This is a genomic window from Paenibacillus sp. IHB B 3415, from assembly GCF_000802655.2.
In the GTDB taxonomy this organism is placed as follows: Bacteria; Bacillota; Bacilli; order Paenibacillales; family Paenibacillaceae; genus Paenibacillus_AQ; species Paenibacillus_AQ phytohabitans.
Map to the genome: position 1 here is coordinate 14,937 of NZ_JUEI01000107.1, position 19,210 is coordinate 34,146.

22 protein-coding genes and 1 pseudogene are annotated in these 19,210 nt (G+C 45.2%); 7 read left to right on the plus strand and 16 right to left on the minus strand.

Going from position 1 to position 19,210, the window contains the following annotated elements:
• Positions 1-135 precede the first annotated feature (135 nt).
• The 3 genes from QW71_RS32475 (at position 136) to QW71_RS32485 (ending at position 1,711) form a co-directional block, all read left to right on the plus strand.
• The gene (locus tag QW71_RS32475; RefSeq protein WP_039309384.1) at positions 136-714 is read left to right on the plus strand and encodes a carbonic anhydrase; all 579 of its coding nucleotides are present in this window, start codon (positions 136-138) and stop codon (positions 712-714) included.
• A gap of 284 nt (positions 715-998) precedes the next feature.
• Positions 999-1,424 (plus strand): membrane protein, encoded by a 426-nt coding sequence (locus QW71_RS32480; protein ID WP_039309423.1) that lies wholly within the window; start codon positions 999-1,001, stop codon positions 1,422-1,424.
• A complete protein-coding gene (locus QW71_RS32485; RefSeq protein ID WP_039309385.1) occupies positions 1,424-1,711 on the plus strand; it encodes a YxcD family protein in 288 nt (95 codons plus the stop codon). Before QW71_RS32480 ends, QW71_RS32485 begins: the two co-directional genes overlap by 1 nt.
• Positions 1,712-1,914: 203 nt before the next feature.
• Here QW71_RS32485 and QW71_RS32490 read toward each other — a convergent pair whose 3' ends face one another.
• Together QW71_RS32490 and QW71_RS32495 are read right to left on the minus strand one after the other, a co-directional pair.
• Positions 1,915-2,280 carry a hypothetical protein gene (locus QW71_RS32490; RefSeq protein WP_039309387.1) on the minus strand — a complete coding sequence of 122 codons (366 nt, stop codon included), beginning with the start codon at positions 2,278-2,280 and terminating at the stop codon, positions 1,915-1,917.
• Between the two features lie 204 nt (positions 2,281-2,484).
• Positions 2,485-3,324 carry a DegV family protein gene (locus tag QW71_RS32495; protein WP_039309388.1) on the minus strand — a complete coding sequence of 280 codons (840 nt, stop codon included), beginning with the start codon at positions 3,322-3,324 and terminating at the stop codon, positions 2,485-2,487.
• 240 nt (positions 3,325-3,564) lie between these two features.
• Here QW71_RS32495 and QW71_RS32500 point away from each other — a divergent pair, with 240 nt between their 5' ends.
• Positions 3,565-3,795 (plus strand): hypothetical protein, encoded by a 231-nt coding sequence (locus QW71_RS32500; RefSeq protein WP_039309391.1) that lies wholly within the window; start codon positions 3,565-3,567, stop codon positions 3,793-3,795.
• A 128-nt stretch (positions 3,796-3,923) separates the two neighbouring features.
• Here QW71_RS32500 and QW71_RS32505 read toward each other — a convergent pair whose 3' ends face one another.
• Both QW71_RS32505 and QW71_RS32510 read right to left on the minus strand, forming a co-directional pair.
• Complete coding sequence (locus QW71_RS32505) at positions 3,924-4,907, minus strand: aldo/keto reductase (protein ID WP_039309393.1); 984 nt, start codon at positions 4,905-4,907, stop codon at positions 3,924-3,926.
• An 87-nt stretch (positions 4,908-4,994) separates the two neighbouring features.
• Positions 4,995-5,855, minus strand: a complete 861-nt coding sequence (locus QW71_RS32510; protein WP_039309394.1) for a phosphotransferase family protein — start codon at positions 5,853-5,855, stop codon at positions 4,995-4,997.
• A gap of 153 nt (positions 5,856-6,008) precedes the next feature.
• Here QW71_RS32510 and QW71_RS32515 point away from each other — a divergent pair, with 153 nt between their 5' ends.
• On the plus strand, positions 6,009-6,818 hold the full coding sequence (locus tag QW71_RS32515) for an alpha/beta fold hydrolase (RefSeq protein WP_039309397.1): 810 nt from the start codon (positions 6,009-6,011) through the stop codon (positions 6,816-6,818).
• Positions 6,819-6,928: 110 nt separating this feature from the next.
• On the opposite strand, the gene QW71_RS32520 is transcribed toward QW71_RS32515, so the two are convergent.
• Positions 6,929-7,615, minus strand: a complete 687-nt coding sequence (locus QW71_RS32520; RefSeq protein ID WP_039309399.1) for a metal-dependent hydrolase — start codon at positions 7,613-7,615, stop codon at positions 6,929-6,931.
• 206 nt (positions 7,616-7,821) lie between these two features.
• Between QW71_RS32520 and QW71_RS32525 the strand changes: the two genes are divergently transcribed.
• Entirely contained in the window at positions 7,822-8,610 is a 789-nt protein-coding gene (locus tag QW71_RS32525) for a PaaX family transcriptional regulator C-terminal domain-containing protein (RefSeq protein ID WP_039309400.1), read from the plus strand.
• A gap of 67 nt (positions 8,611-8,677) precedes the next feature.
• On the opposite strand, the gene QW71_RS32530 is transcribed toward QW71_RS32525, so the two are convergent.
• The 11 genes and pseudogenes from QW71_RS32530 to QW71_RS37455 form a co-directional block, all read right to left on the minus strand.
• The gene (locus QW71_RS32530) at positions 8,678-10,783 is read right to left on the minus strand and encodes a thioredoxin domain-containing protein (protein WP_373604798.1); all 2,106 of its coding nucleotides are present in this window, start codon (positions 10,781-10,783) and stop codon (positions 8,678-8,680) included.
• 234 nt (positions 10,784-11,017) lie between these two features.
• Positions 11,018-11,806 (minus strand): hypothetical protein, encoded by a 789-nt coding sequence (locus tag QW71_RS32535; RefSeq protein WP_039309404.1) that lies wholly within the window; start codon positions 11,804-11,806, stop codon positions 11,018-11,020.
• A gap of 120 nt (positions 11,807-11,926) precedes the next feature.
• Complete coding sequence (locus QW71_RS32540; protein ID WP_052770496.1) at positions 11,927-12,463, minus strand: toll/interleukin-1 receptor domain-containing protein; 537 nt, start codon at positions 12,461-12,463, stop codon at positions 11,927-11,929.
• Positions 12,464-12,474: 11 nt separating this feature from the next.
• Positions 12,475-13,890: a hypothetical protein gene (locus QW71_RS32545; protein WP_039309406.1), complete on the minus strand. Its 1,416-nt coding sequence runs from the start codon at positions 13,888-13,890 to the stop codon at positions 12,475-12,477.
• Positions 13,891-13,926: 36 nt separating this feature from the next.
• Positions 13,927-14,241: pseudogene (locus tag QW71_RS42310) on the minus strand (TIR domain-containing protein); the annotation flags it as partial.
• Positions 14,242-14,369: 128 nt separating this feature from the next.
• The gene (locus tag QW71_RS32555) at positions 14,370-15,608 is read right to left on the minus strand and encodes a TRAFs-binding domain-containing protein (protein ID WP_235441614.1); all 1,239 of its coding nucleotides are present in this window, start codon (positions 15,606-15,608) and stop codon (positions 14,370-14,372) included.
• A gap of 13 nt (positions 15,609-15,621) precedes the next feature.
• Positions 15,622-16,095, minus strand: a complete 474-nt coding sequence (locus tag QW71_RS32560; RefSeq protein WP_039309407.1) for a TIR domain-containing protein — start codon at positions 16,093-16,095, stop codon at positions 15,622-15,624.
• 319 nt (positions 16,096-16,414) lie between these two features.
• Positions 16,415-16,783, minus strand: coding sequence for a hypothetical protein (locus QW71_RS32565; protein ID WP_039309410.1), 369 nt, complete (start codon positions 16,781-16,783; stop codon positions 16,415-16,417).
• Positions 16,784-17,007: 224 nt separating this feature from the next.
• Positions 17,008-17,652 carry a zinc ribbon domain-containing protein gene (locus QW71_RS32570; RefSeq protein WP_083442823.1) on the minus strand — a complete coding sequence of 215 codons (645 nt, stop codon included), beginning with the start codon at positions 17,650-17,652 and terminating at the stop codon, positions 17,008-17,010.
• A 210-nt stretch (positions 17,653-17,862) separates the two neighbouring features.
• Positions 17,863-18,093, minus strand: coding sequence for a recombinase family protein (locus QW71_RS32575; RefSeq protein WP_039309413.1), 231 nt, complete (start codon positions 18,091-18,093; stop codon positions 17,863-17,865).
• Between the two features lie 351 nt (positions 18,094-18,444).
• Positions 18,445-18,777: a DUF6809 family protein gene (locus tag QW71_RS37455; protein WP_047014103.1), complete on the minus strand. Its 333-nt coding sequence runs from the start codon at positions 18,775-18,777 to the stop codon at positions 18,445-18,447.
• Positions 18,778-18,881: 104 nt separating this feature from the next.
• Here QW71_RS37455 and QW71_RS32590 point away from each other — a divergent pair, with 104 nt between their 5' ends.
• The gene (locus QW71_RS32590) at positions 18,882-19,100 is read left to right on the plus strand and encodes a helix-turn-helix domain-containing protein (protein ID WP_039309417.1); all 219 of its coding nucleotides are present in this window, start codon (positions 18,882-18,884) and stop codon (positions 19,098-19,100) included.
• Positions 19,101-19,210 lie beyond the last annotated feature (110 nt).

Below are 19,210 nucleotides of genomic sequence, written 5' to 3' on the forward strand. Positions count from 1 at the left end.
TTACTGACTTTAAGTTCGCGGCAAGAAGATGTAGAATGAATAACAACTTATTGCGTAAGCTTCCCAAGGGGGGGCTGTACGAGGGGATTTCAGAAGAAGTCTATTATCATTTAACTTTGAGGAGGCAGCATGCTCATGAGTCAGGTCACAGAAATTATGAAATTTAACAAGCATTTTGTTGAGGAAAAAGAATACGAAGCCTATCTGACCAGCCGCTTTCCGGATAAAAAAATGCTGATCATCACCTGCATGGATACCCGGTTAGTTGAGCTTCTGCCCAAAGCGATGAATTTCAAGAACGGTGATGTCAAAATCATCAAAAATGCCGGAGCCGTCATCTCCCAGCCGTTCGGAAGCGTAATGCGCAGCGTAATGGTTGCGCTGTATGAGCTGGATGCGGATGAAGTTATCGTCGTCGGGCATTATGAATGCGGCATGGCCTCCCTGAATGCGGACCGGATGATCAATTCTATTAAGGAACGCGGTGTTTCGGAGCAGGTGCTCGATACTTTGGAGAATTCGGGAATTAAGCTGACCAAATGGCTGCGCGGGTTTGACAATGTGGAGGAAGGGGTAATTCAGACTGTGGAGCTGATCAAGCGCCATCCCTTACTCCCCCCAAACGTACCTATTCACGGCATGATCATCGATCCGGCAACCGGAGCGCTTGAGCTTGTCTCGGATGGATACGCGGAGCATAAGGCAACTCTCTGAAACTGCTGTTTGCGTGGATCCTGGATCCACGCCTGTTTGCGTGGATCCTGGATCCACGCACTTTTTTTTGCCTGCTGGAACCTTGAAGCCAGTTAACATTTCTATTTGTGATTATTAAAATTTGAAACCTCCTGAGGGTAACCTGCGTATTACCGGGCAGACACACAGAAACTAATGTGAACAAGACGGATGCTAATCGTTAAAAGAATGGTTTTGTCCGCTGCAGATTCTGGAATGTCTGTATTTACCAAACTTCTGGGAGGTTCTCGTACTAAATGAAATCAATGAAACGTGTAATGATGATCGTCATGGCCTTCACTCTATTCTTTGCCGTAACTGCTCCTGACTTTGCAGATGCCCGCCGTGGCGGCGGCTTTAAATCGGGAAGCCGGGGATTCACCACTACCCCGAAGAAATCAACAACAAACAATGTGAAACAAAGTGATAGCACCAAAGGCACCACAGCCGGAAGCACAACGAATGCAAACCGCGGATTCTTCAGCGGCGGCAGCCTGATGAAAGGCCTGATGATCGGCGGGATCGCCGGCTTCCTCTTCGGCGGAATGTTCTCCGGCATGGGCGCTTTCGGCAATATCATCGGCCTCTTCATTAACATGCTGGCCATTTATCTTGTCGTTATGATGATCATGTCCTTCTTCCGGCGCAGACAGGAACGGCGCAGAATGCAGGAAAGAGACGGGCGTTACTAATGAGTGTTACCGTACTCAGTATGGACGAGATTATCAATGCTATCTGCCTGCATATGGCTGAACGCAAAGCTGTACGGGTGGAGGAAGTCCGGGTGGAGCTTAGCTGGGATGAAGACACCGGCTACACCGCAGAGGTCTGGGTTCAGGGCCGCAGCCAGTTCCTGGTCGAATCCAATTTGATTGAATCGATTCTGCGTTATCTGCACAGCGAATACGGCATCCGTGCCTACCGTGAAAATGTACGCCTGGAGCTGGACGAAGAAATCACCGCTGTTGTCACTATGTAAAACTTGAATACCGTCTGCTGATTCATTCAGCGGGCGGTTTTTTTGTGGTACGCCCAGCATGGGCGTATCACAAGAACCGGATCGGCAAGATGCTGATCCGGTTATTTTTTCATGAGCAGGTTATCCCCTCTACTCACAGCACTTATTACAATAGCCGCAGCGGTCAAGCGCGCATCCGGGCAACTCTCCGGCCCGCACCCGCCTCAGATTAACGAAATAGCCAGCAGTTCGAATAATACCAGCGGCAGGATGACGTTATTATTTACCGGCCCCGGATACGGATAGCCTGGACCTGGATAAGGCTTGTAATATGGGTTGTAATATGGGTTGTAGTATCCGCGTCCCATTTCTGTAGTTATAGTCACCGTGAGGTACAGATGTTTGCTGTCCATGCCGGCAATGGTGCCTTCATGCATCTGTCCATCGATGGTCTGTACCTTCACATTATGGTTCAAATAAGGCTTGCAGGACTGGTGCAGAGAATCGCGGACACCGTGCAGATGCTGGACCACCGCAGGGTCAGCCTGATAGATAACCGCTGTTTGCGGGCCACTATGATATGTCGACATGAATGTTTAACCTCCGTATAAATGGATTTGCTACATTCTATGCACATGCCCAGCCCAGGGTGCCTAGCCCGCTGCCGTCCCTCCACCCCGCTTCCTGTAATTCCTCCGCCTCTATACCAAAGCAAACTAAAAAGCCGTACACCGGAAAGTCCTTGTATACGGCTTAGCTATTCACTTATTCTCCATTAAATCTGCTGCAGCAGCCTAAAAAGCAACGCCGATTCCGCCCTGTCCTGCATATGTACCCATCACAGGTCCCATGGTGGACAGCAAAATTTCTTTGAAGGGATGCTTTTCCAGAATACGCTCCTTGATTTCCAGCGCCAGCATCTCGCAATTGCTATGGACGATGGCGATGACCGCCTGTTCATAATCATGCTGCTTCTGATCCAGCTTGGCCAGCAGATGACTCAGTGCCTTAGGAAGTCCCCGGGTCTTCTCGACCACTTCAACAGTTCCCTCGTCGCTGATCTTCAGCAGCAGCTTAATGTTCAGTACAGAAGCCACAGCACCGGAGATCCGGCTCAGCCGCCCGCCTTTGATCACATTCTCCAGAGTATCCAGTGTGAAATAAGCAGTGGTTTCTTCAACCTTGTGCATCACTTTATCTTTCAATTCAGCCAGACTTGCTGCCGTCAGCGACCATTTCGCTGCCATAGCCACAATCAGTGTCAGTCCGCCTGAAAAAAGCTTGGAATCTATAATTTCAATCGCATTCGGATGTCCTTCTTCCTCGTACATCTCCTTGGCGATCATTGCGGTCTGATAAGTACTGCTGATATTGGAGGACATGCAGATGACCATAATGTCAGTGCCTGCTTCCACTTGTTTGAAATTGTCCAGGAATACCTGCGGACTTGGGCTTGCCGTAGTCGGTAATTCCTTCGCTTCATGCATTCTCGCATAAAAAGTCTTCGCGTCCGTATCATAAGGCATGAGTTCATGTCCGAAATGAACCGGCAAATGGACAATAGAAATGTCGTACTGCTCTACGTAATCTGGGGGTAAATCGGAACCGCTATCCGTTATAATCTTGATGGGCATCAGAGTGCTCTCCTTTCAATTCTATACTAGTATAGTCACCTTTTATGTAAACCAATAGTACAATTTATAACTTGTCAAAAGCGTTTTTTTGTGCTTAGTGTTATTTTTCACAGCTCAGCAGACTATTCTGCCTGAAGGATTGTTACTCTCTGCGACTACCAATAGCTGCATCAGGTTCTTTCTTAACTTCCCGTCTTATGATATGGTTTATGCATAAGTGAATAGAAATGGAGTGTAACGATGAGCAAGAACAAAGTGTGGAACAGAGGCAAACATAATGGTGCCGGCCTGTCCAAAAAGACCCCCGCTAACGTAGAATCCGAAGGTACAGCAGAGACGGCTCCAGCAGAGGACATCAGCCCCGAGGAGACTCCGAATCCGCGGATTGATACGGTGAAACCGATGAACCGCAGCAATTGGGTATCCAGACCCGCCCGCGTGAAGCCGCAGAACCCTGAACGCAATAAGTAGCTTGCCCTTTATAGGCAGCAGCTGAACATTACCCGCATCCAAAAAAGAAGAGGAGCCGCATACCTTACGCGGCTCCTCTTTTATCATAAAACGCACACTTTTAGCTGCTGGTTCCCTAAGTGCAGCTGCTACAGATTCAAGCTTCTCATACTCTGCTCCGGATAACGCATGCCGGAGGCAGCCCCTTGAGGCGCAGCCTCATCAATCTGCTGCAGCTCCTCAGCGGTCAGCTCTATGTCCAGTGCACCTACGTTCTCTTCCAGATACTTCGTCCGTTTCGTTCCCGGGATCGGCACGATGTCCTCCCCTTGCTTCAGCAGCCAGGCCAGCGCAAGCTGAGAGGGCTCGCAGCCCTTCCCGGCAGCAATCTGCTTGATGCGTTCCACCAGATCCAGATTCTTCTTGAAATTATCCCCCTGGAAACGAGGGGAGTTGCGGCGGTAATCGTCCTCGGCCAGATCCTCGAAGCTCTGAATCTGTCCGGTCAGGAACCCGCGTCCCAGCGGACTGTACGGAACGAAACCAATACCCAGCTCGCGGACAAGCGGCAGAATTTCGTCCTCCACCTCACGGCTCCACAGGGAGTATTCGGTCTGCAGCGCCGTTACCGGATGAATGGCATGAGCGCGGCGGATGGTAGCCGGCCCTGCCTCAGACAGCCCTATGTAGCGGATTTTGCCTGCTGCAACGAGATCAGCCATCGCACCAACGGTTTCTTCAATTGGCGTGTTTGGATCTACCCTGTGCTGATAATATAGATCAATATGATCTACACCAAGCCGCAGGAGACTGGCATCGCAAGCCGACTTCACATAGTCCGGACGGCCATTAATGCCGAGCATCTGCCCTTCCGGACTGCGCACATTACCGAATTTGGTCGCCAGCACAAGCTCGTTCCGTCTGCCTTTAACGGCTTTTCCGACCAGCTCCTCATTCCTTCCCACACCATACATATCTGCCGTATCCAGAAAAGTAACTCCCAGGTCCATGGCCCGGTGAATCGTGCGGATGGACTCCGCTTCATCCCTGCCGCTGTAGAAATCGGACATCCCCATGCAGCCGAGTCCAAGTGCAGACACCTGCAGCTTACCGCCTAGCATTCTAGTATTCATTCCCTGCTTCCGCCTCCCGATTTGAAATTGATACCTTGTCTGCCCTGATCATACCACAGTCAAATTCCAATATCATTTACGGCACCTTTAGAGCAGACCTTCCGGCAAATGCCCGTTGCGCTCCAGAATAGCCTGCATCATCGCAAGCGTATCCGGCTGCAGCGGAATACCTGTAGTTCTGTACAGCTGGAGCCAGCGCAGACAAGCCAGCGCCTCGAATAGTTCAAGCTCTGCTACAGTGTAACTGCTCTTTGCAAGAAATGCTGAACGATAGACTTCTGCGTAATGCTCCCCCGCATAGACCCAGATAATTAGAATAGACCATGCTATATCATATCTCGGATCGCCCAGCTGGACATTTGTCCAGTCTATAATGGTGTAGGCTCCGGCTGCCTCCAGGATATTGCCCGCATGATAGTCTCCATGGATCAGATGATGCGAGGTTATTCCCGCCTTGTCCGCCAGCCCCAGCGCCAGCCTTCTGATCTCCGGCTGACCTCCCCACTCCGGAAAGAAGTAATCTGCGAAATCATATGCGGGTACTTCTATACCGCTTAAGGAATCGATTGGAAGCCTATGTATATCCAGCAGATTTTCTGCTATGGCAGTAAGAATCGAGGTATTCGCTTCCGTGAGAGGCACACCGTCAAAGCTGGTTAACAGCACCTGGTTGTCCACGGGGTCCAAGCCCCAGGCATACGGCTGTGACACCGCACGGCCCTGCCGGTACATCTGCTCCAGCACTTTATATTGGATAGAGATATCCGGCCGGGAATCCCGGTTCCATATTTTGAACACAAGCTCTGTATCCGGCAGTGTAACTCTGTACACCTCGGCTTCCAGCCCGCCCTCGAGCGGGGTAATGACCGCCTCATCTGCCCTTTGCAGAATCGCCTCATATTCCGCACTTTGCTCTTTCCAGCGGATATTGCTTAGAACATTATTCATGGTTATGAATCTTCCTTTCCGTTGACTGATTGTTGTTCGCTTGTCATTATGCAGCTGCTGTCAATCCAAATGCTTGTATTCTAGGCACTTTCCTCAGGTACCTGAATAATATAAACCAATTAAACCATACAACGGATAAATGAGGGAAGCTATATGGAGCATTGGATCAGAGTCGAACCGAACGTGAAGATTTATGTTAATGATATCAACCCGCTGGGCAGCCGAACGATTCTCTTCGTCCATGGCTGGCCTGCTAACCACCAGATGTTCGAATATCAGTACAACCAGCTGGTGCCGATGGGCTACCGTTGCATCGGAATGGACATGCGGGGATTCGGCAATTCGGATAAACCGCTGGGCCGGTACGACTATAACCGCTTAGCTGATGATATCCGCTGTGTGATTGGGGCACTCGGACTGCAGAACATTACGCTCGGCGGACATTCAACCGGCGGAGCCGTAGCGATCCGGTATATGGCCCGGCACCAGGGATATGGTGTCTCCAAGCTTGCACTTTTCGCTTCGGCAGCCCCCAGTCTGATTCAGCGGCCGGGCTTCCCTTACGGGACGACCAGAGAGGCTATTGAGCAGATCATTCAGTCTACCTACGATGACCGGCCCAAGATGCTGTATGATTTCGGTGAAATTTTCTTCTATCAAAAGGTGTCCCAGCCATTCTCAGACTGGTTCTTCCAATTAGGACTGCAAGCCGCAAGCTGGTCCACCATCGCTGTCTCCAAAGCTTGGCTGGAGGAAGAGCTGTTTGATGATCTTCCCCGGATACAGGTGCCTACGCTGATTCTGCACGGTATTCATGATCAGGTATGCTTCTTCCCGCTGGCCGAGGCACAGCATCAAGGAATCCGTCAGTCGGTACTGATCCCCTTCGAGAATAGCGGCCACGGATTATTCTATGACGAACGCGATAAATTCAACATGGAGCTGTCGAGGTTCGCCCTGTAAGTCATGCGCCATACCAAAACAGCCGTTTCTTTGCGGAAGCATAGAAACGGCTGTTAAGTCATTTTAAATCACGTATCTGTCAGTTCATCCTTAATCCTCTGCCTGCAACCTTACAGCTCCAGCGTCTCACCATAGCCAAGCGCCGAGCCTCTGATTCCCTCTTCTTCCAGCGCCTGAACGAAAGCACCCGCATCCTGACGGATCGGCGGGAAGGTATTGTAGTGTACCGGAAGTACATGTCTCGCTCCCAGCCACTTAGCGGCGATGAGTGCATGCTCAGGCCCCATGGTGAAATGTCCCCCGATCGGCAGAATAGCCAGATCAATGTCATACAGCTCCCCGAACATTTTCAGGTCTCCGAACAGTCCGGTGTCCCCTGCATGCAGAATGGTGCGGCCCTCAGCTTCAATAATGAAGCCCGCAGGCGTCCCCCCGTAGATCCTCTGTCCATCTTCGAGTGTAATGCTGGAGGTGTGGAAGGCATGGATCATCGTCGCTTTGGCAAAACCAAGATCCACCGTCCCCCCGATGTTCATGCCAATCGTCTGGGCGCCCTTCCCCTCCAGGTAAGAGGCTAACTCCACATTAGCTACAATCGGAGCATTATTATTCTTGGCAATCGGCGCGGCATCCAGAATGTGGTCCATATGGGCATGAGTTAATAGCACCGCATCGGTCTTAATATCCTCAACCTTCGTCACCGCTGCAGCATTGCCGCTAATGAAAGGATCAATAATCAGCGATTTGCCGCCCACCTCAATTTGAACACAGGAATGGCCGTGGTAGATAATTTTCATTGATTTCCTCTCCTCTTCGCTGTTAATTTCAATGGGCATTCAGGGAATGAATCGTGCAAAAACCCAAAGTTTACGTTACAATGACACCAAGTTGCTCTGAAACCAGACATACTTCTGAAACGATACAATATAACTATTTTTAATACGTTCGTTCGTTTTTATGATATATTCATTTCTGCCAGCTGTCAAGAGAGGTGTGAAGAACATTGCTGTCCGTTGAGAAAACCATGCTGTTCCTGTTGTCCAAGGTGGAGCAGATGGGCGCCCAGCAGTTTGTTGAGATTTACGAGCAAAGGGGGTACACCTCCACCTATATCCGCAATGCCCTGTCCCGTCTGAAAAAAGAAGGCTATATCGCTTCCCCGTCACGCTCCTGGTACAGCGTCACCGCCGAGGGCCTCGCTTACATTAAAGCGATTAACAGCAAGCCCGCCCGGTATCAGGAAAAGTGGGACCACACCTGGGATGTGGTCATGCTGGAGGTTCCTGAATCCGAACGCAAGAAGCGCGACCAGTTCCGTACGGCGCTCGGACAGCTGGGCTATGGTCTTCTATATAACAGTGTGTACATTTCACCATGGAACTATCGCGATGAAGTCGCAGTACAGATCCAGAAGCTGGAGCTGGAAGGCAAAGTGTCCATCCTGCAAGGCCAATTCCAGGAAGGCTCCATCACGCCTCATAAAGCACGAGCGATCTGGCAGCTGGACGAAATCGAAGCCTTATATCAGCAAAAATCGGTCTGGCTGCAGGAGGAGTACGTTCCGTCCTTGCTGGATGCACTTCCGGCGGGGCAGCCTCTACAGCTATTCCTGCTATATTTGCAGATGGGTGAGGAATTAAGCGGGCTGTTTATGGCTGACCCGTATCTCCCGGATGAGCTGCTGCCGGACCATTGGCCGGGTAAACGGATTATTGCTGCCATGAACGAACATATGCGTAGAGCCGCACAGGCAATTCCTGCGGATTCTTTCTATGCTCCTTTCGTCAGATAAGATTATCTTGAAAAGGTGCTTAACACAAAGAGCAGCCCAAACCGCAGGCTGCTCTTTGTGTTATATACTACCCTTCGCGATTGCCGGAGGCCAAAAGCTCCCGGACCGCCTCCATATTCGTAACCGGCGCACGGCAGGCAAAGTTCCTGCAGACATAGGCGGTTGCATCGCCGCGGATCGCCGGTTTGTCCGCCAAATGAGGCAGAAGGCGGAGAATACCTTCGCTATCCCCTTCCCAGTTGACGATCAGCGCAGCGTCAGGCAGATAGGCCTGCTGAACCTGAGCCAGCATTCCGTGCAGCGCCGGGTCCTCTTTTTTGCCGGAGAGCACCCATTCCCTGCCGCCGGAGGCCATCGCCAGATGGGCCTGCAAATACATCGCATAACCCGGCGGATACTCCGCTGCTGCAGACGATAGCACCGCAGCGGTACGCTCGGCGATGCCTTTTAACTCCACATCCTGGGCAATCACCGACAGCTTCCAGAGCAGCTTCGCCGCTACTGAATTCCCGGACGGAATAGCCCCGTCATACAATTCCTTCGAGCGGATAGGCAGTTCTTCCCCGTCATGGCCGGTGAAGAAGAAGCCTCCGCCTTCGGAATCGTGGAACAGCTCCAGCAGCCCATCCTTCAGCGTCAACGCCCGTTCCAGATAAACCGCCTGACCCGTAGCTTCATATAATTCGCTGAGTCCCCAGATCAGGAAGGCATAGTCATCCACGTAAGCCGGAATCGCCGCCTCCCCGTCCCGGTAACGGGCCAGCAGCCGTCCATCCTCACGCCGCAGCTTATCCCAGATGAAATTCGCTGCTGCTTCTGCGGCCTTGGCATATTCCGGCTTTTGCAGCGCTTTGGCTCCTCGGGCCAGCGCCGCGATCATCAGCCCGTTCCAGGAAGTAAGCACCTTGTCATCCTTGAGCGGGTGAATGCGCTGCTCCCGGTACTCAAACAGCCTCCCGCGCCATTCCTCCATCCGGGTCCGTAGTCCCAGCGGGTTCATGCCCATGCGCTCCGCCATTTCTTCCGGCAGCCCCTGCAGCAGATTAGGAATATTGGCACCCTCGAAGTTGCCTTCCGGGGTAATCCCGTAGACATGGCAATACGAATGCATATCTTCCAGTCCCAGGGCTTCCTCAATCTCATCACGGGAGAAGACGTAGAACTTCCCTTCCACCCCTTCCGAATCCGCATCCTCCGCAGAGTAGAAAGCGCCTTCGGGCGATGTCATATCGCGCAGCACATAGGTGAAGATCTGCTCGGCAATCTCCGCATACAGCGGTTTTCCGGCAATCTGGAAGGCTTCCAGATAGACGTTCGCGAGGAGTGCGTTATCGTAGAGCATTTTCTCAAAATGCGGAACCAGCCACTCCCGGTCCGTGGAATACCGCGAGAACCCGAAGCCAACATGGTCGTACATGCCGCCCCGGTACATCGACTCCAGCGTCTTCTCCACCATGCGGAGCGCTTCCGGCTGATTGTGCATCTGGCTGTACGCCAGCAGGAAAGACAAATTATGCGGCGAAGGGAACTTCGGCGCATTGCCGAACCCGCCATATTCCTCGTCGAACTGGCGCCGGTACAGCTCATACGCCTCATGCAGCAACTCATCACCCGGGATACCGCCGTCCACATCTGCCGAATTATAAGCATTCTTACGGTCGAGCGTATGCAACTCATCAAGCAGGTCATCACCCAGCTTATTCAGCGCTTCGCCGTCCTGCTCCCACTTCGTGTGGATCTGCTCCAGCACATCCATCAGCCCGATCCGGCCAAACATCTGCCGCTTCGGGAAATACGTCCCGGCATAAAACGGCTTTTTCTCCGGCGTCAGCAGCACCGTCAGCGGCCATCCCCCGCTCCCCGTCAGCGCCTGACACACCGACATATACAGCGCATCAATATCCGGCCGCTCCTCGCGGTCTACTTTGATGGCTACGTAGTGATCGTTAAGGAGCTTTGCGACTTCTGAATCCTCGAAGGATTCGCGTTCCATTACGTGACACCAATGACAGGTCGAATAGCCGACTGAAAGGAAAATCGGCTTGTTCTCGGCTTGCGCCTTAGCAAAAGCCTCATCTCCCCATGGATACCAATCCACCGGGTTGTGGGCGTGTTGCAGTAGATAGGGCGATTTTTCGTTAGCTAATCTATTGGGTGACTTGTGAGTTGTCACGGGGCGTCCCCTCATTTCGGATAATTTGGGTAAAGTGTTGTCTAGGGATAGTTTACCCAAAAAGGTGGGGGAAGTCGCAGAACTCGAAAAAAGAGGGAGCAGTTACCATACGTTTGTGTAGTACTGATAGGGTCTCGCAATAGTGTTCAGTCTGATTTACAGAATTGAAATGGTTTATATGCCAATATGTAAATACATTGTTGTAAAATATCGATGCCTTTCTTAGCTATTTATTTAAAATGGCAAATCGTCATCACTTATCTCGTACTTAGACTTTGTCACTCCTACTGCCTGGGTCAGGACAAGTTTATCAATATTATTGTGTAACCATGTCATACCTGAGTGAGTTATTTTAAACGCCTTATAGTTCTCTCCCTGATGATCTTGTATTTCGGTAAACTCTATATATCCCTTTTTATTTAGAACGTCTAATCCAAGAGAGACAGCAATAGGTGCAAAGCCCGCCTTAGACATATCTTGTCTAACTGAGAATGCGCTAACGGTGTCATCATAAATGTCAACATTCTGAGCGATAGCAACTAATAAAGTCATCTCATGTTGTGCCAGTCCTTCAGTACCAGCTATGGGCGATTTTGTTGTAACCATTCCCATCTCAAATTGTTTTTTGGTTATTGCTGTAAGCCTCTCATGTATCTGCTGCTTAAGATGTTCAAAGTCCCTTGGGGAAGATGAAGAATATGTAATAATCTTTCGGTGTTGAACGTCAAACGGAAATTTCGACTTTCTCTCTTCTGAACAAATCAAGACTACATCTTTCTGGCTAGCAATAGCGAACCCAAGTTCAAACCATACGTTTGGATTATCTAATGTGATATCCGCAAGACAAACATCTGCATTTTTAATTCCGTTCTGTATGTCTTCAATTGGAATAGTCACACTAGGATCTCGATCTACCCTGTAAGGCTCTAATAAAGATTCTCGAATCGCTGGAACAAGTATATCTTCATATCTCTTATCAAAAGAATCGCCATCAAAAGGTTGAATAACAAAACAATTAGACATTTTCTCACCTCTCCTTTAACTTCTATTATTATACATATTTCGATTTATTTTAATGGCGGTTATAGGCTTTTGAGTCGTAATTGGCATCGTCTCATCACTGCGATAAATTCAACATTTTCACTATTTATTTTCACCTAATTTTTTAATTATCATTTGGGCCAATTGAACAGGGCTGAAATTCTTAGCTTCTAAATATCCGTATTTATCCGTAATACCTTGAAATGAAGTCTGGTCTATGCAGACAGGCAATATATATTCTCCATCTCTGTGTTGCCTATCCATTGCGCTATTACGTTCTAAATTACACCAAGCTTTGTTAATATAGACTTGAGAAATAAACATTACGCAAAATAATGCCTTATTTCTAAACAATTGATCCAAGTATGTTGTGAGATCCTTCCCCCACAAAGAGACTTGTTCAAACTCGTCATAGAATAAGTTAATGCCTCTTGCCTTTAGTTCATTGGCCACTATCTCCACATAGCTTCGATCTTCTCCAGCAAATGACAGGGCCACATCATACTTATATTTCAAATCACTAGTCTCTTTAGCAGCTTTAGGCACGTCTTGATTGAAATTCGCACTTCCAATGGACACTACATTTCCATGGATCTCCCCGCCATTAATTACTATTCCTTTATTATGTTTTATGTACATAGCTGCTCCTTCTACACATTACTATTTTGAAAAGTATCCTTTACCTGATTTATAAAGTTATTCTTTAGGCTACCCACCGATACTACATCACCATTTATCTGTCCGCCATTTATCATAATACCTTGATTGATAATCGATTCTTTACGCTGGATGAATTCAGAGGTATCCACTCCTATTCCCTCCAGATATTCAATAATACTGTCAGTAAAACAACGTTCAATTTGCTTTTTATACATATTAAGATCAGTTTTTTGAAAGAAATATTGCATGTTTTTTCTAGCTGCCATTTCCCTTATACTTTCATAAGCCCCATAATTAAATTTTTGATTCATATCAATTTGCTTTAATATTTCCTTCTTATCTTTCCGTCCTTTAAAAAATGCCCTTCCATACCTAACAGCGCGTAGTGGAGAAAGCGGTAGTTGCAAAATAGCTGGTAATATTGAAGTAGCCCCCATTTTCATAACTAGCCCAAATGGAATAGTAGAGCTTAATTGGTCTATTTCATAAAATTGAGCTTTAAGTGGAGGTACAGCATAATAATTGGCTTCAACAAACAGATGCTTTTCGTTTTTGGTAATTCTAAAAAATGAAGAAAACACAATATTCCCTTGCCAGCCAACCACTTGTACAGTTTGGTAGTAGCGTATATTTCCTTCACACTCTTCTTTATATTCATCGACCAATGCTTCTGCAACACTCGATACGGGAGATTGATATATATTTGGGAGGAAGCGAGAGTCTTCCCGTATCTCCATTCCATTTACGAAAAGTTTATCTTGAACAGTTAAATTAGGTATTTTTAAAGAAGTCATATTTCTATTAATAAGAGCATATAGTACGTATAATGATAGATTTTCCGGTTCTAATCCCAGTTCCTCTTTTAGTTTGGTACCACATACAAAAGACCACCCATCCACCTGTTTTCCTGAACCAACAAAAGGATTATAGCCGCTGTAGTAAACCACATTCCCGTCCTGAAGTTCTTCCAACTCTTTAATACGTTTTTCATACTGTGCCTCAATCAATGAATTACTCTCATCTTCCTTATCTTTTTCCTTCAAGTCCTTTGCAATGATTTTATAGCCAAGATACAAATTAGACCATCTCAATAGAACGGCAACTAACCAAGGATATGTAAATAAAGTTAATACAAAATGAAAAATTCCACTGAAAACTCCATACGATTTAAATGAAGAAAAGAGTGTCCAAAGTAAAACAACAGACAATAAAGCTTCAACTACTAAATCTCTGACCTGTCCTCTAATACAATGTCTGGCTACAAGCGGGACATCAACTCCATAAGATGGAGCTACATATCGAATAGTATTATCGATAATTTGCTCAAAAACTTTATTTCTAAACTTCGGTGCTATCTCTGCAGCTGCACACAAATACCTTGTTATATCATATTTTGGATTATTCACAATCATCTCCCTTTCTTGAAAGAGCCTACAATATTTCTAAATTGAATATTTCCTTATAGCATTTACTATGGAATCAGTGTTCCAACGAACCATCTCTACTGATACTTTAGTCACTTCTGTAGGAATTCTTTCTGCCCCCCAAGGTATTACTCCAATGATTGGCTTTTTGTACTTCTGAGCAGCAATTTCAATTTCTGTTTGAATCCAATATTTGTGGTTTACATACATGCCAGATATAATTAAAACAGAATTTACAGGTTTAATTTGTTTGTCTAAAGCATCCCTTAGCTTTGCTAATCCTACTGGAGTTTTAGGGTCAATAACTGGGTCATGTTCGGGAACAGAATAATTCCGATATTTAAAGTAATAATTCTATGGTAGTCGTCGTTATAGCTCCAAGCGTGACTAATAAACAAGTCATAAGTTTTAAGTGCTGGCATCCTTATTCCTCTATTTTGGGTATTAATCATTAAAAATAATTATTTTATGGGTGAGTCCACTAATAGAACTTCAATTTTTTTAATTTGTGATTCTGTCGTTTCACGCTCCCAAGGTGCCTTTGCTATCTTGAGGGCTTTTTCACGAGTTAATGAATATTTTAAGGTATCCCCTAAACCAAAGTAGGCTTCTTCTAAAGTTGCAACAATCCAATATTGATCACTACGTTCTTGGAAACTATCTGTAATTAGTAAATTTTCACAAATTTGCATGACTTGACTCCGTACTCTATTAGCAACTACATAATCAGCAATTGAATTATATTGATCCGATAAGTTTCCTCTTACATTCAGAAGATATGCAAGATTAATACCGTTATAATAATCATTTTGAATGTAAAAGCCCCTTTCGTAATATCTTACAGACAAATCAAGATGTTTCTTTTCGCCCGCCTCTTCCCACAGTCTTTTATAAATGGCTCCAACTAACCCAAGTGTTTCAGGGTCGGTTGAATATTCAGGAGAGGCACTTTCAAGTAACTGTAACGCCTCGTTTAATGCTGCAGTATGATTGGGTTGTTTCGACTTATAAGTAGCAAGAGCTTGCTTTTGAATTATATAAATGCTATTCACATCCAAAGTACGCGCATAGGAAAACAGAACTTTAGCTTTCATGAAATCATTTACTTCCATTGCTTTTTCTGCTTCTTCTAGAATTTGACTCAAGGTTTTTCCATTGTCATTAGTTCCAGCAGTATCCATTGACTGCAGTTCTGTCCATTGGGGATGCACTAAACCAGAAAGAAAAGTATAAACTGGACTATCAACTTGTGGATTATCTAATATCTCTTTAACTACATCTTGTAATTCCTTTCGAAACCGCATTGCTTCACTATAACCAATATCAGCTCCTAAGTGCTCGTACTTTCGAATAACAGTATGATCCAAATCAAAAGGAGGCTTTAATTGCTTTTCAGAAATTGCAATTGTAGTGTACGGACGCAAAGCATGTCTAACTCCCAATTCATAAAACGCATTCGGATTATAAGTGGACAAATCTGCGATTACAATATCCGCTGTAAGTAGATTCCAATACATAGGGACATCAATATTACCCGAATGTCGAATTTCATCAGCACGTTTACATTCTAAACCGAGTTCTTCCACTGCTGGTTTAATAATATTTTCATAAGTTTTATCTAAATCCAGAACGCGGGCAGTAGTGTAATCCGTCTTAACACCGTATCCCATTATTACAAAACATTTCTTATTGTGACTCACTGTATATTCCTCCTTATTCATAACCTAAGCCTTTATAAATTTCATCTTCATAATAAAACCAGCCCTTTGAGTTCATTGAATAATTTTCAATAGAATACTTTATTATGTAAGGTGAAAAAGGTATAAAAATAGCACCAATGTCCCTAAGTATGGGAGGACAAGTATCTTGTTCCATTTTCCTTGATCCGTTTAAATTCACACCAATTATGATGCAGCCCTTTTCCATTGCAACTTCTGCTTCCCAACGAACATACTTATATTTGTGTTTTGTATCTTGTCCAATTAATTGAATAAACTTACTTGCCATCCCAATTCTTTCTCTGCATAATTTTTTTATGTATACTTCATTTTCTGAGTTTATTGAGGTTTGTAACTGGCAATCCACAAAATTAAAGTCAATATTTGTATTAGCTTTCCAAGCTGTCATTAATCTATAATAGTTAATATCTGTACTACTAAATCCGACAAATGTTCTTGCTAAACTCATTCAAAACACCCCATTCGTATAGCAAATAAGAATTAGTCTCTCAAAATAATTACAGACTAATGACCTATTATTTAGATTTCGACACCTTATCTCCAATTCCTTCCTAATCAATAATAAAACCCTCATCATCAAACTACCAGCCTGATGATGAGGGTTTTACGTCTTTCAACCAAATTTAAGTGAGAGATATTATAAATGTAAATGTCAAAACGAAAAGACTCAAAAAAAACCGTGCAAAAATTTGCGCAGGTTTTTTTATTTACTTTTTAATGAAGGCTTTAAGATAAAGGTGTCATGAACAAATATTGGAAGAGTGATTTCAATTGTACCGGAGGTTGTCATCATTGTCCTGTCTTTCCTCGTATGAGATTACAATACTGTTTGCTCCGTAAAAGTTGCTACTTGAATAGTTCGATACATAGACCGGAATAATTTTACCGTTTGTCATCAAATTAAATAAGGCTTCTTGATAAGCCAAAAAATCAGACAATTGTTGGGTTATCTTTTCGGTTTCAATTCCAAAACTCTCTGCAGAGTATCTCATTTCTAAAATTCTCAAACGAGATAAGCGTTCACTTAAGTGAAAGTAAGCATGCTTTTGAAAGTGGTCTAAAATCATTCCCTCTTGTTTCTCCACTGCTTCCTGTGATACCTTAATATGGTCGAGCGGCTTATAATTTTGTATCATGATCCTGCCCTCCCTTATTATGATTATAGCAAACTAACAGTACGAATATGTTGAAAGTTTGACTGAGTAGAAAAGAAGGGTCGATTCTTTTTTTCGCCAATAGCCAATATAGGTAACTAAGCACACTATTGTTTAAAAATCTTAAGCGAAACTGCCACATCTCATTTTCGCACAATTAATATGACCGACTCAACAAGGAGGAGACTAGTAGTAAGTAAAATGTATTAATCTTTACCTAAACAAACCGTCAACCCCACCTGATTCCCTTCCCGGTTATACACAATCCGCTCCACCAACTTCTTCAACGCCCGATTCTTCTCTTCACTTGTCACCGCTACATCCCACAACTCCCTAAACTTCCCAATCTGCTCAACGATCTGCTCCATCGTAAGAGCGCTACTTTCATCCACTACAACCTTCCGTAAATCCTTCAGCTCTTCATCCAATTTCTGAATCTGTCTTGTTCTAACTATTTTCCGCTCCATGAAGACCAGCTTCGTAATAATGTCTTCTTCATAGGATTCATGTAGTTTATCTAGTGCCCGTTTATGCTTTTGCAGTTCCTGCTCCTTCACGGCAATCATGGTCTTCGTATCGTTATAACCGCGACCTTGCAGTTCAATCTCCTGTAACATGTTCGGGTCTACTTTAATGATCCGCTCATATAAAGCATCGAAAAATTCTTCGTCTAGCACCTTTCCCTTCTGCTCACATTTTCTGCCATCCTTATAATGGTGATAGCATAACGCGCTCCAGTATTGACCTTGCTTCTTGCTTTGGCCCACTCTGAACTGCATTCTACAGCCACACTTTTCACAGTAGAGCAATCCCGAAAGGGGAAATATATTTCTTTGACTATATGGATTCATCCACTAAACGTTCTACGATGGCATCACGTTCTTCCTGTGTCTTCAATTTCTAATGTGTTCCCATGACCTTGATTCGTTCCTCTACAGGGAAGGTCTCCACTTGGCCACGTTTCGTTCGTGTTTTTCCGTAGGTGATATACCCAAGATGAATCTCGCTACCGATTTGGTGTTCTTATCATAATAGTAGGGAAATGGTGGCTTCCCGTTTGACTACATGCCTTTTTTAGCCCCTGCTTCTTTCCCTTGCTTCATTCTGCGCTTAATCGTTTTGTACTCAATTCTGGCGAAGATGGACATAAAATCAAACGATACATCGTCATTGTCCACTTCCAGATCGTATATCTTGCTTGGGGTGATGATTACCGTCTCCGAGTTCAAAAATGTATCTTTTATGAGTGCCCAATCCTTATTTTCTCCACGGCCGAGACGGTCAATATCCATGACAACCACACCATAAAGAAGTTACTTCCGGGCCTCGATCTTTTCCCCTGAGCACTTCTCTTCAAAAATCAAACCTTATCAAAACAAAAACAAGCCAATGCGTAAATGCTTATACGCGCCGGCTTGTTTTATCTCAGACTATTTCGAATAAATTCCCGTTCCGCTTTTTTCAAATGCTTTAATGAATTTTCAAAAGAATATGGAAACTTGGCCCTAAGTTTAATCAGCTTTTCAACCTCACCCATGGAAATAGCCTCCTTAATAGCAGGAACCCACTTCTCTTGAACAATACCCCAACTTTCTGCCTGAAGAAGCTCGTCTATCAACATATGCTGTTTGGAATTAAAAGTATCATAACTCTCTCCTATCCAACTTTATTTGTTCTAGGACTAACTTCTCCTTAGTCTGTATAAGTTCTTCCTTATTTTCTAATACTTCTATTATCATCGCAGCTCCCATTTTGAATCCCAGCGTATAGGCAGAAGCGGATGAGATAGAGATCAGCATGTCAGTAAAGTTCATGGCTTCTTCGATCAGAGTGAAGTCTTCTGGAGATAACTTTGCTTGTAGGATGTGCATATGTTCCAAGAATACCTTAGTGTTCTGTGCATATTCAGGATCGTCGGAACATATTCGTTCACTTGGGCAGATTTTTCCGTAATATAAATCCTCCAAAAGGCTCACCTGTCATCCCTCCCAAATCATCTTTTAATTATATTAGCGAATTTCTCGCTAAAAATCAATAGCGAATAATTCGCTAAGATATGCTTGCGTTGGAGGTGTTCCAGATGTATCAACGTATCCGTGATTTACGTGAAGATAAAGATTTAACACAAACTCAAATGGCTGAGTATTTGCAATGCAGCCAGCGGATTTATAGTAATTATGAACGCGGTGATGTCGATATTCCCACCGCGATTCTGATTAAACTGGCAGATTTTCATGTGACAAGTACTGACTATTTACTTAACCGAACGAACCAAAAGAAACCCTACTCCAAAAGTTAAATTAGAATAATGATCATTGCATACAAAATCCACAGTTTACGCGGAGATAAAGATCTTACGCAGAACAAAATCACCCTAACGGGTGAATAACGTTCTAGCCAGCGGTTATT

Excerpts from the sequence above, each read along its gene's own strand:
- QW71_RS32475 (WP_039309384.1), top strand. The coding sequence starts at position 136 with ATGAGTCAGGTCACAGAAATTATGAAATTTAACAAGCATTTTGTTGAG.
- QW71_RS32480 (WP_039309423.1), top strand. The coding sequence starts at position 999 with ATGAAACGTGTAATGATGATCGTCATGGCCTTCACTCTATTCTTTGCC.
- QW71_RS32485 (WP_039309385.1), top strand. The coding sequence starts at position 1,424 with ATGAGTGTTACCGTACTCAGTATGGACGAGATTATCAATGCTATCTGC.
- QW71_RS32490 (WP_039309387.1), bottom strand. The coding sequence starts at position 2,280 with ATGTCGACATATCATAGTGGCCCGCAAACAGCGGTTATCTATCAGGCT.
- QW71_RS32495 (WP_039309388.1), bottom strand. The coding sequence starts at position 3,324 with ATGCCCATCAAGATTATAACGGATAGCGGTTCCGATTTACCCCCAGAT.
- QW71_RS32500 (WP_039309391.1), top strand. The coding sequence starts at position 3,565 with ATGAGCAAGAACAAAGTGTGGAACAGAGGCAAACATAATGGTGCCGGC.
- QW71_RS32505 (WP_039309393.1), bottom strand. The coding sequence starts at position 4,907 with ATGAATACTAGAATGCTAGGCGGTAAGCTGCAGGTGTCTGCACTTGGA.
- QW71_RS32510 (WP_039309394.1), bottom strand. The coding sequence starts at position 5,855 with ATGAATAATGTTCTAAGCAATATCCGCTGGAAAGAGCAAAGTGCGGAA.
- QW71_RS32515 (WP_039309397.1), top strand. The coding sequence starts at position 6,009 with ATGGAGCATTGGATCAGAGTCGAACCGAACGTGAAGATTTATGTTAAT.
- QW71_RS32520 (WP_039309399.1), bottom strand. The coding sequence starts at position 7,615 with ATGAAAATTATCTACCACGGCCATTCCTGTGTTCAAATTGAGGTGGGC.
- QW71_RS32535 (WP_039309404.1), bottom strand. The coding sequence starts at position 11,806 with ATGTCTAATTGTTTTGTTATTCAACCTTTTGATGGCGATTCTTTTGAT.
- QW71_RS32540 (WP_052770496.1), bottom strand. The coding sequence starts at position 12,463 with ATGTACATAAAACATAATAAAGGAATAGTAATTAATGGCGGGGAGATC.
- QW71_RS32560 (WP_039309407.1), bottom strand. The coding sequence starts at position 16,095 with ATGAGTTTAGCAAGAACATTTGTCGGATTTAGTAGTACAGATATTAAC.
- QW71_RS32565 (WP_039309410.1), bottom strand. The coding sequence starts at position 16,783 with ATGATACAAAATTATAAGCCGCTCGACCATATTAAGGTATCACAGGAA.
- QW71_RS32570 (WP_083442823.1), bottom strand. The coding sequence starts at position 17,652 with ATGAATCCATATAGTCAAAGAAATATATTTCCCCTTTCGGGATTGCTC.
- QW71_RS32575 (WP_039309413.1), bottom strand. The coding sequence starts at position 18,093 with ATGGATATTGACCGTCTCGGCCGTGGAGAAAATAAGGATTGGGCACTC.
- QW71_RS32590 (WP_039309417.1), top strand. The coding sequence starts at position 18,882 with ATGTATCAACGTATCCGTGATTTACGTGAAGATAAAGATTTAACACAA.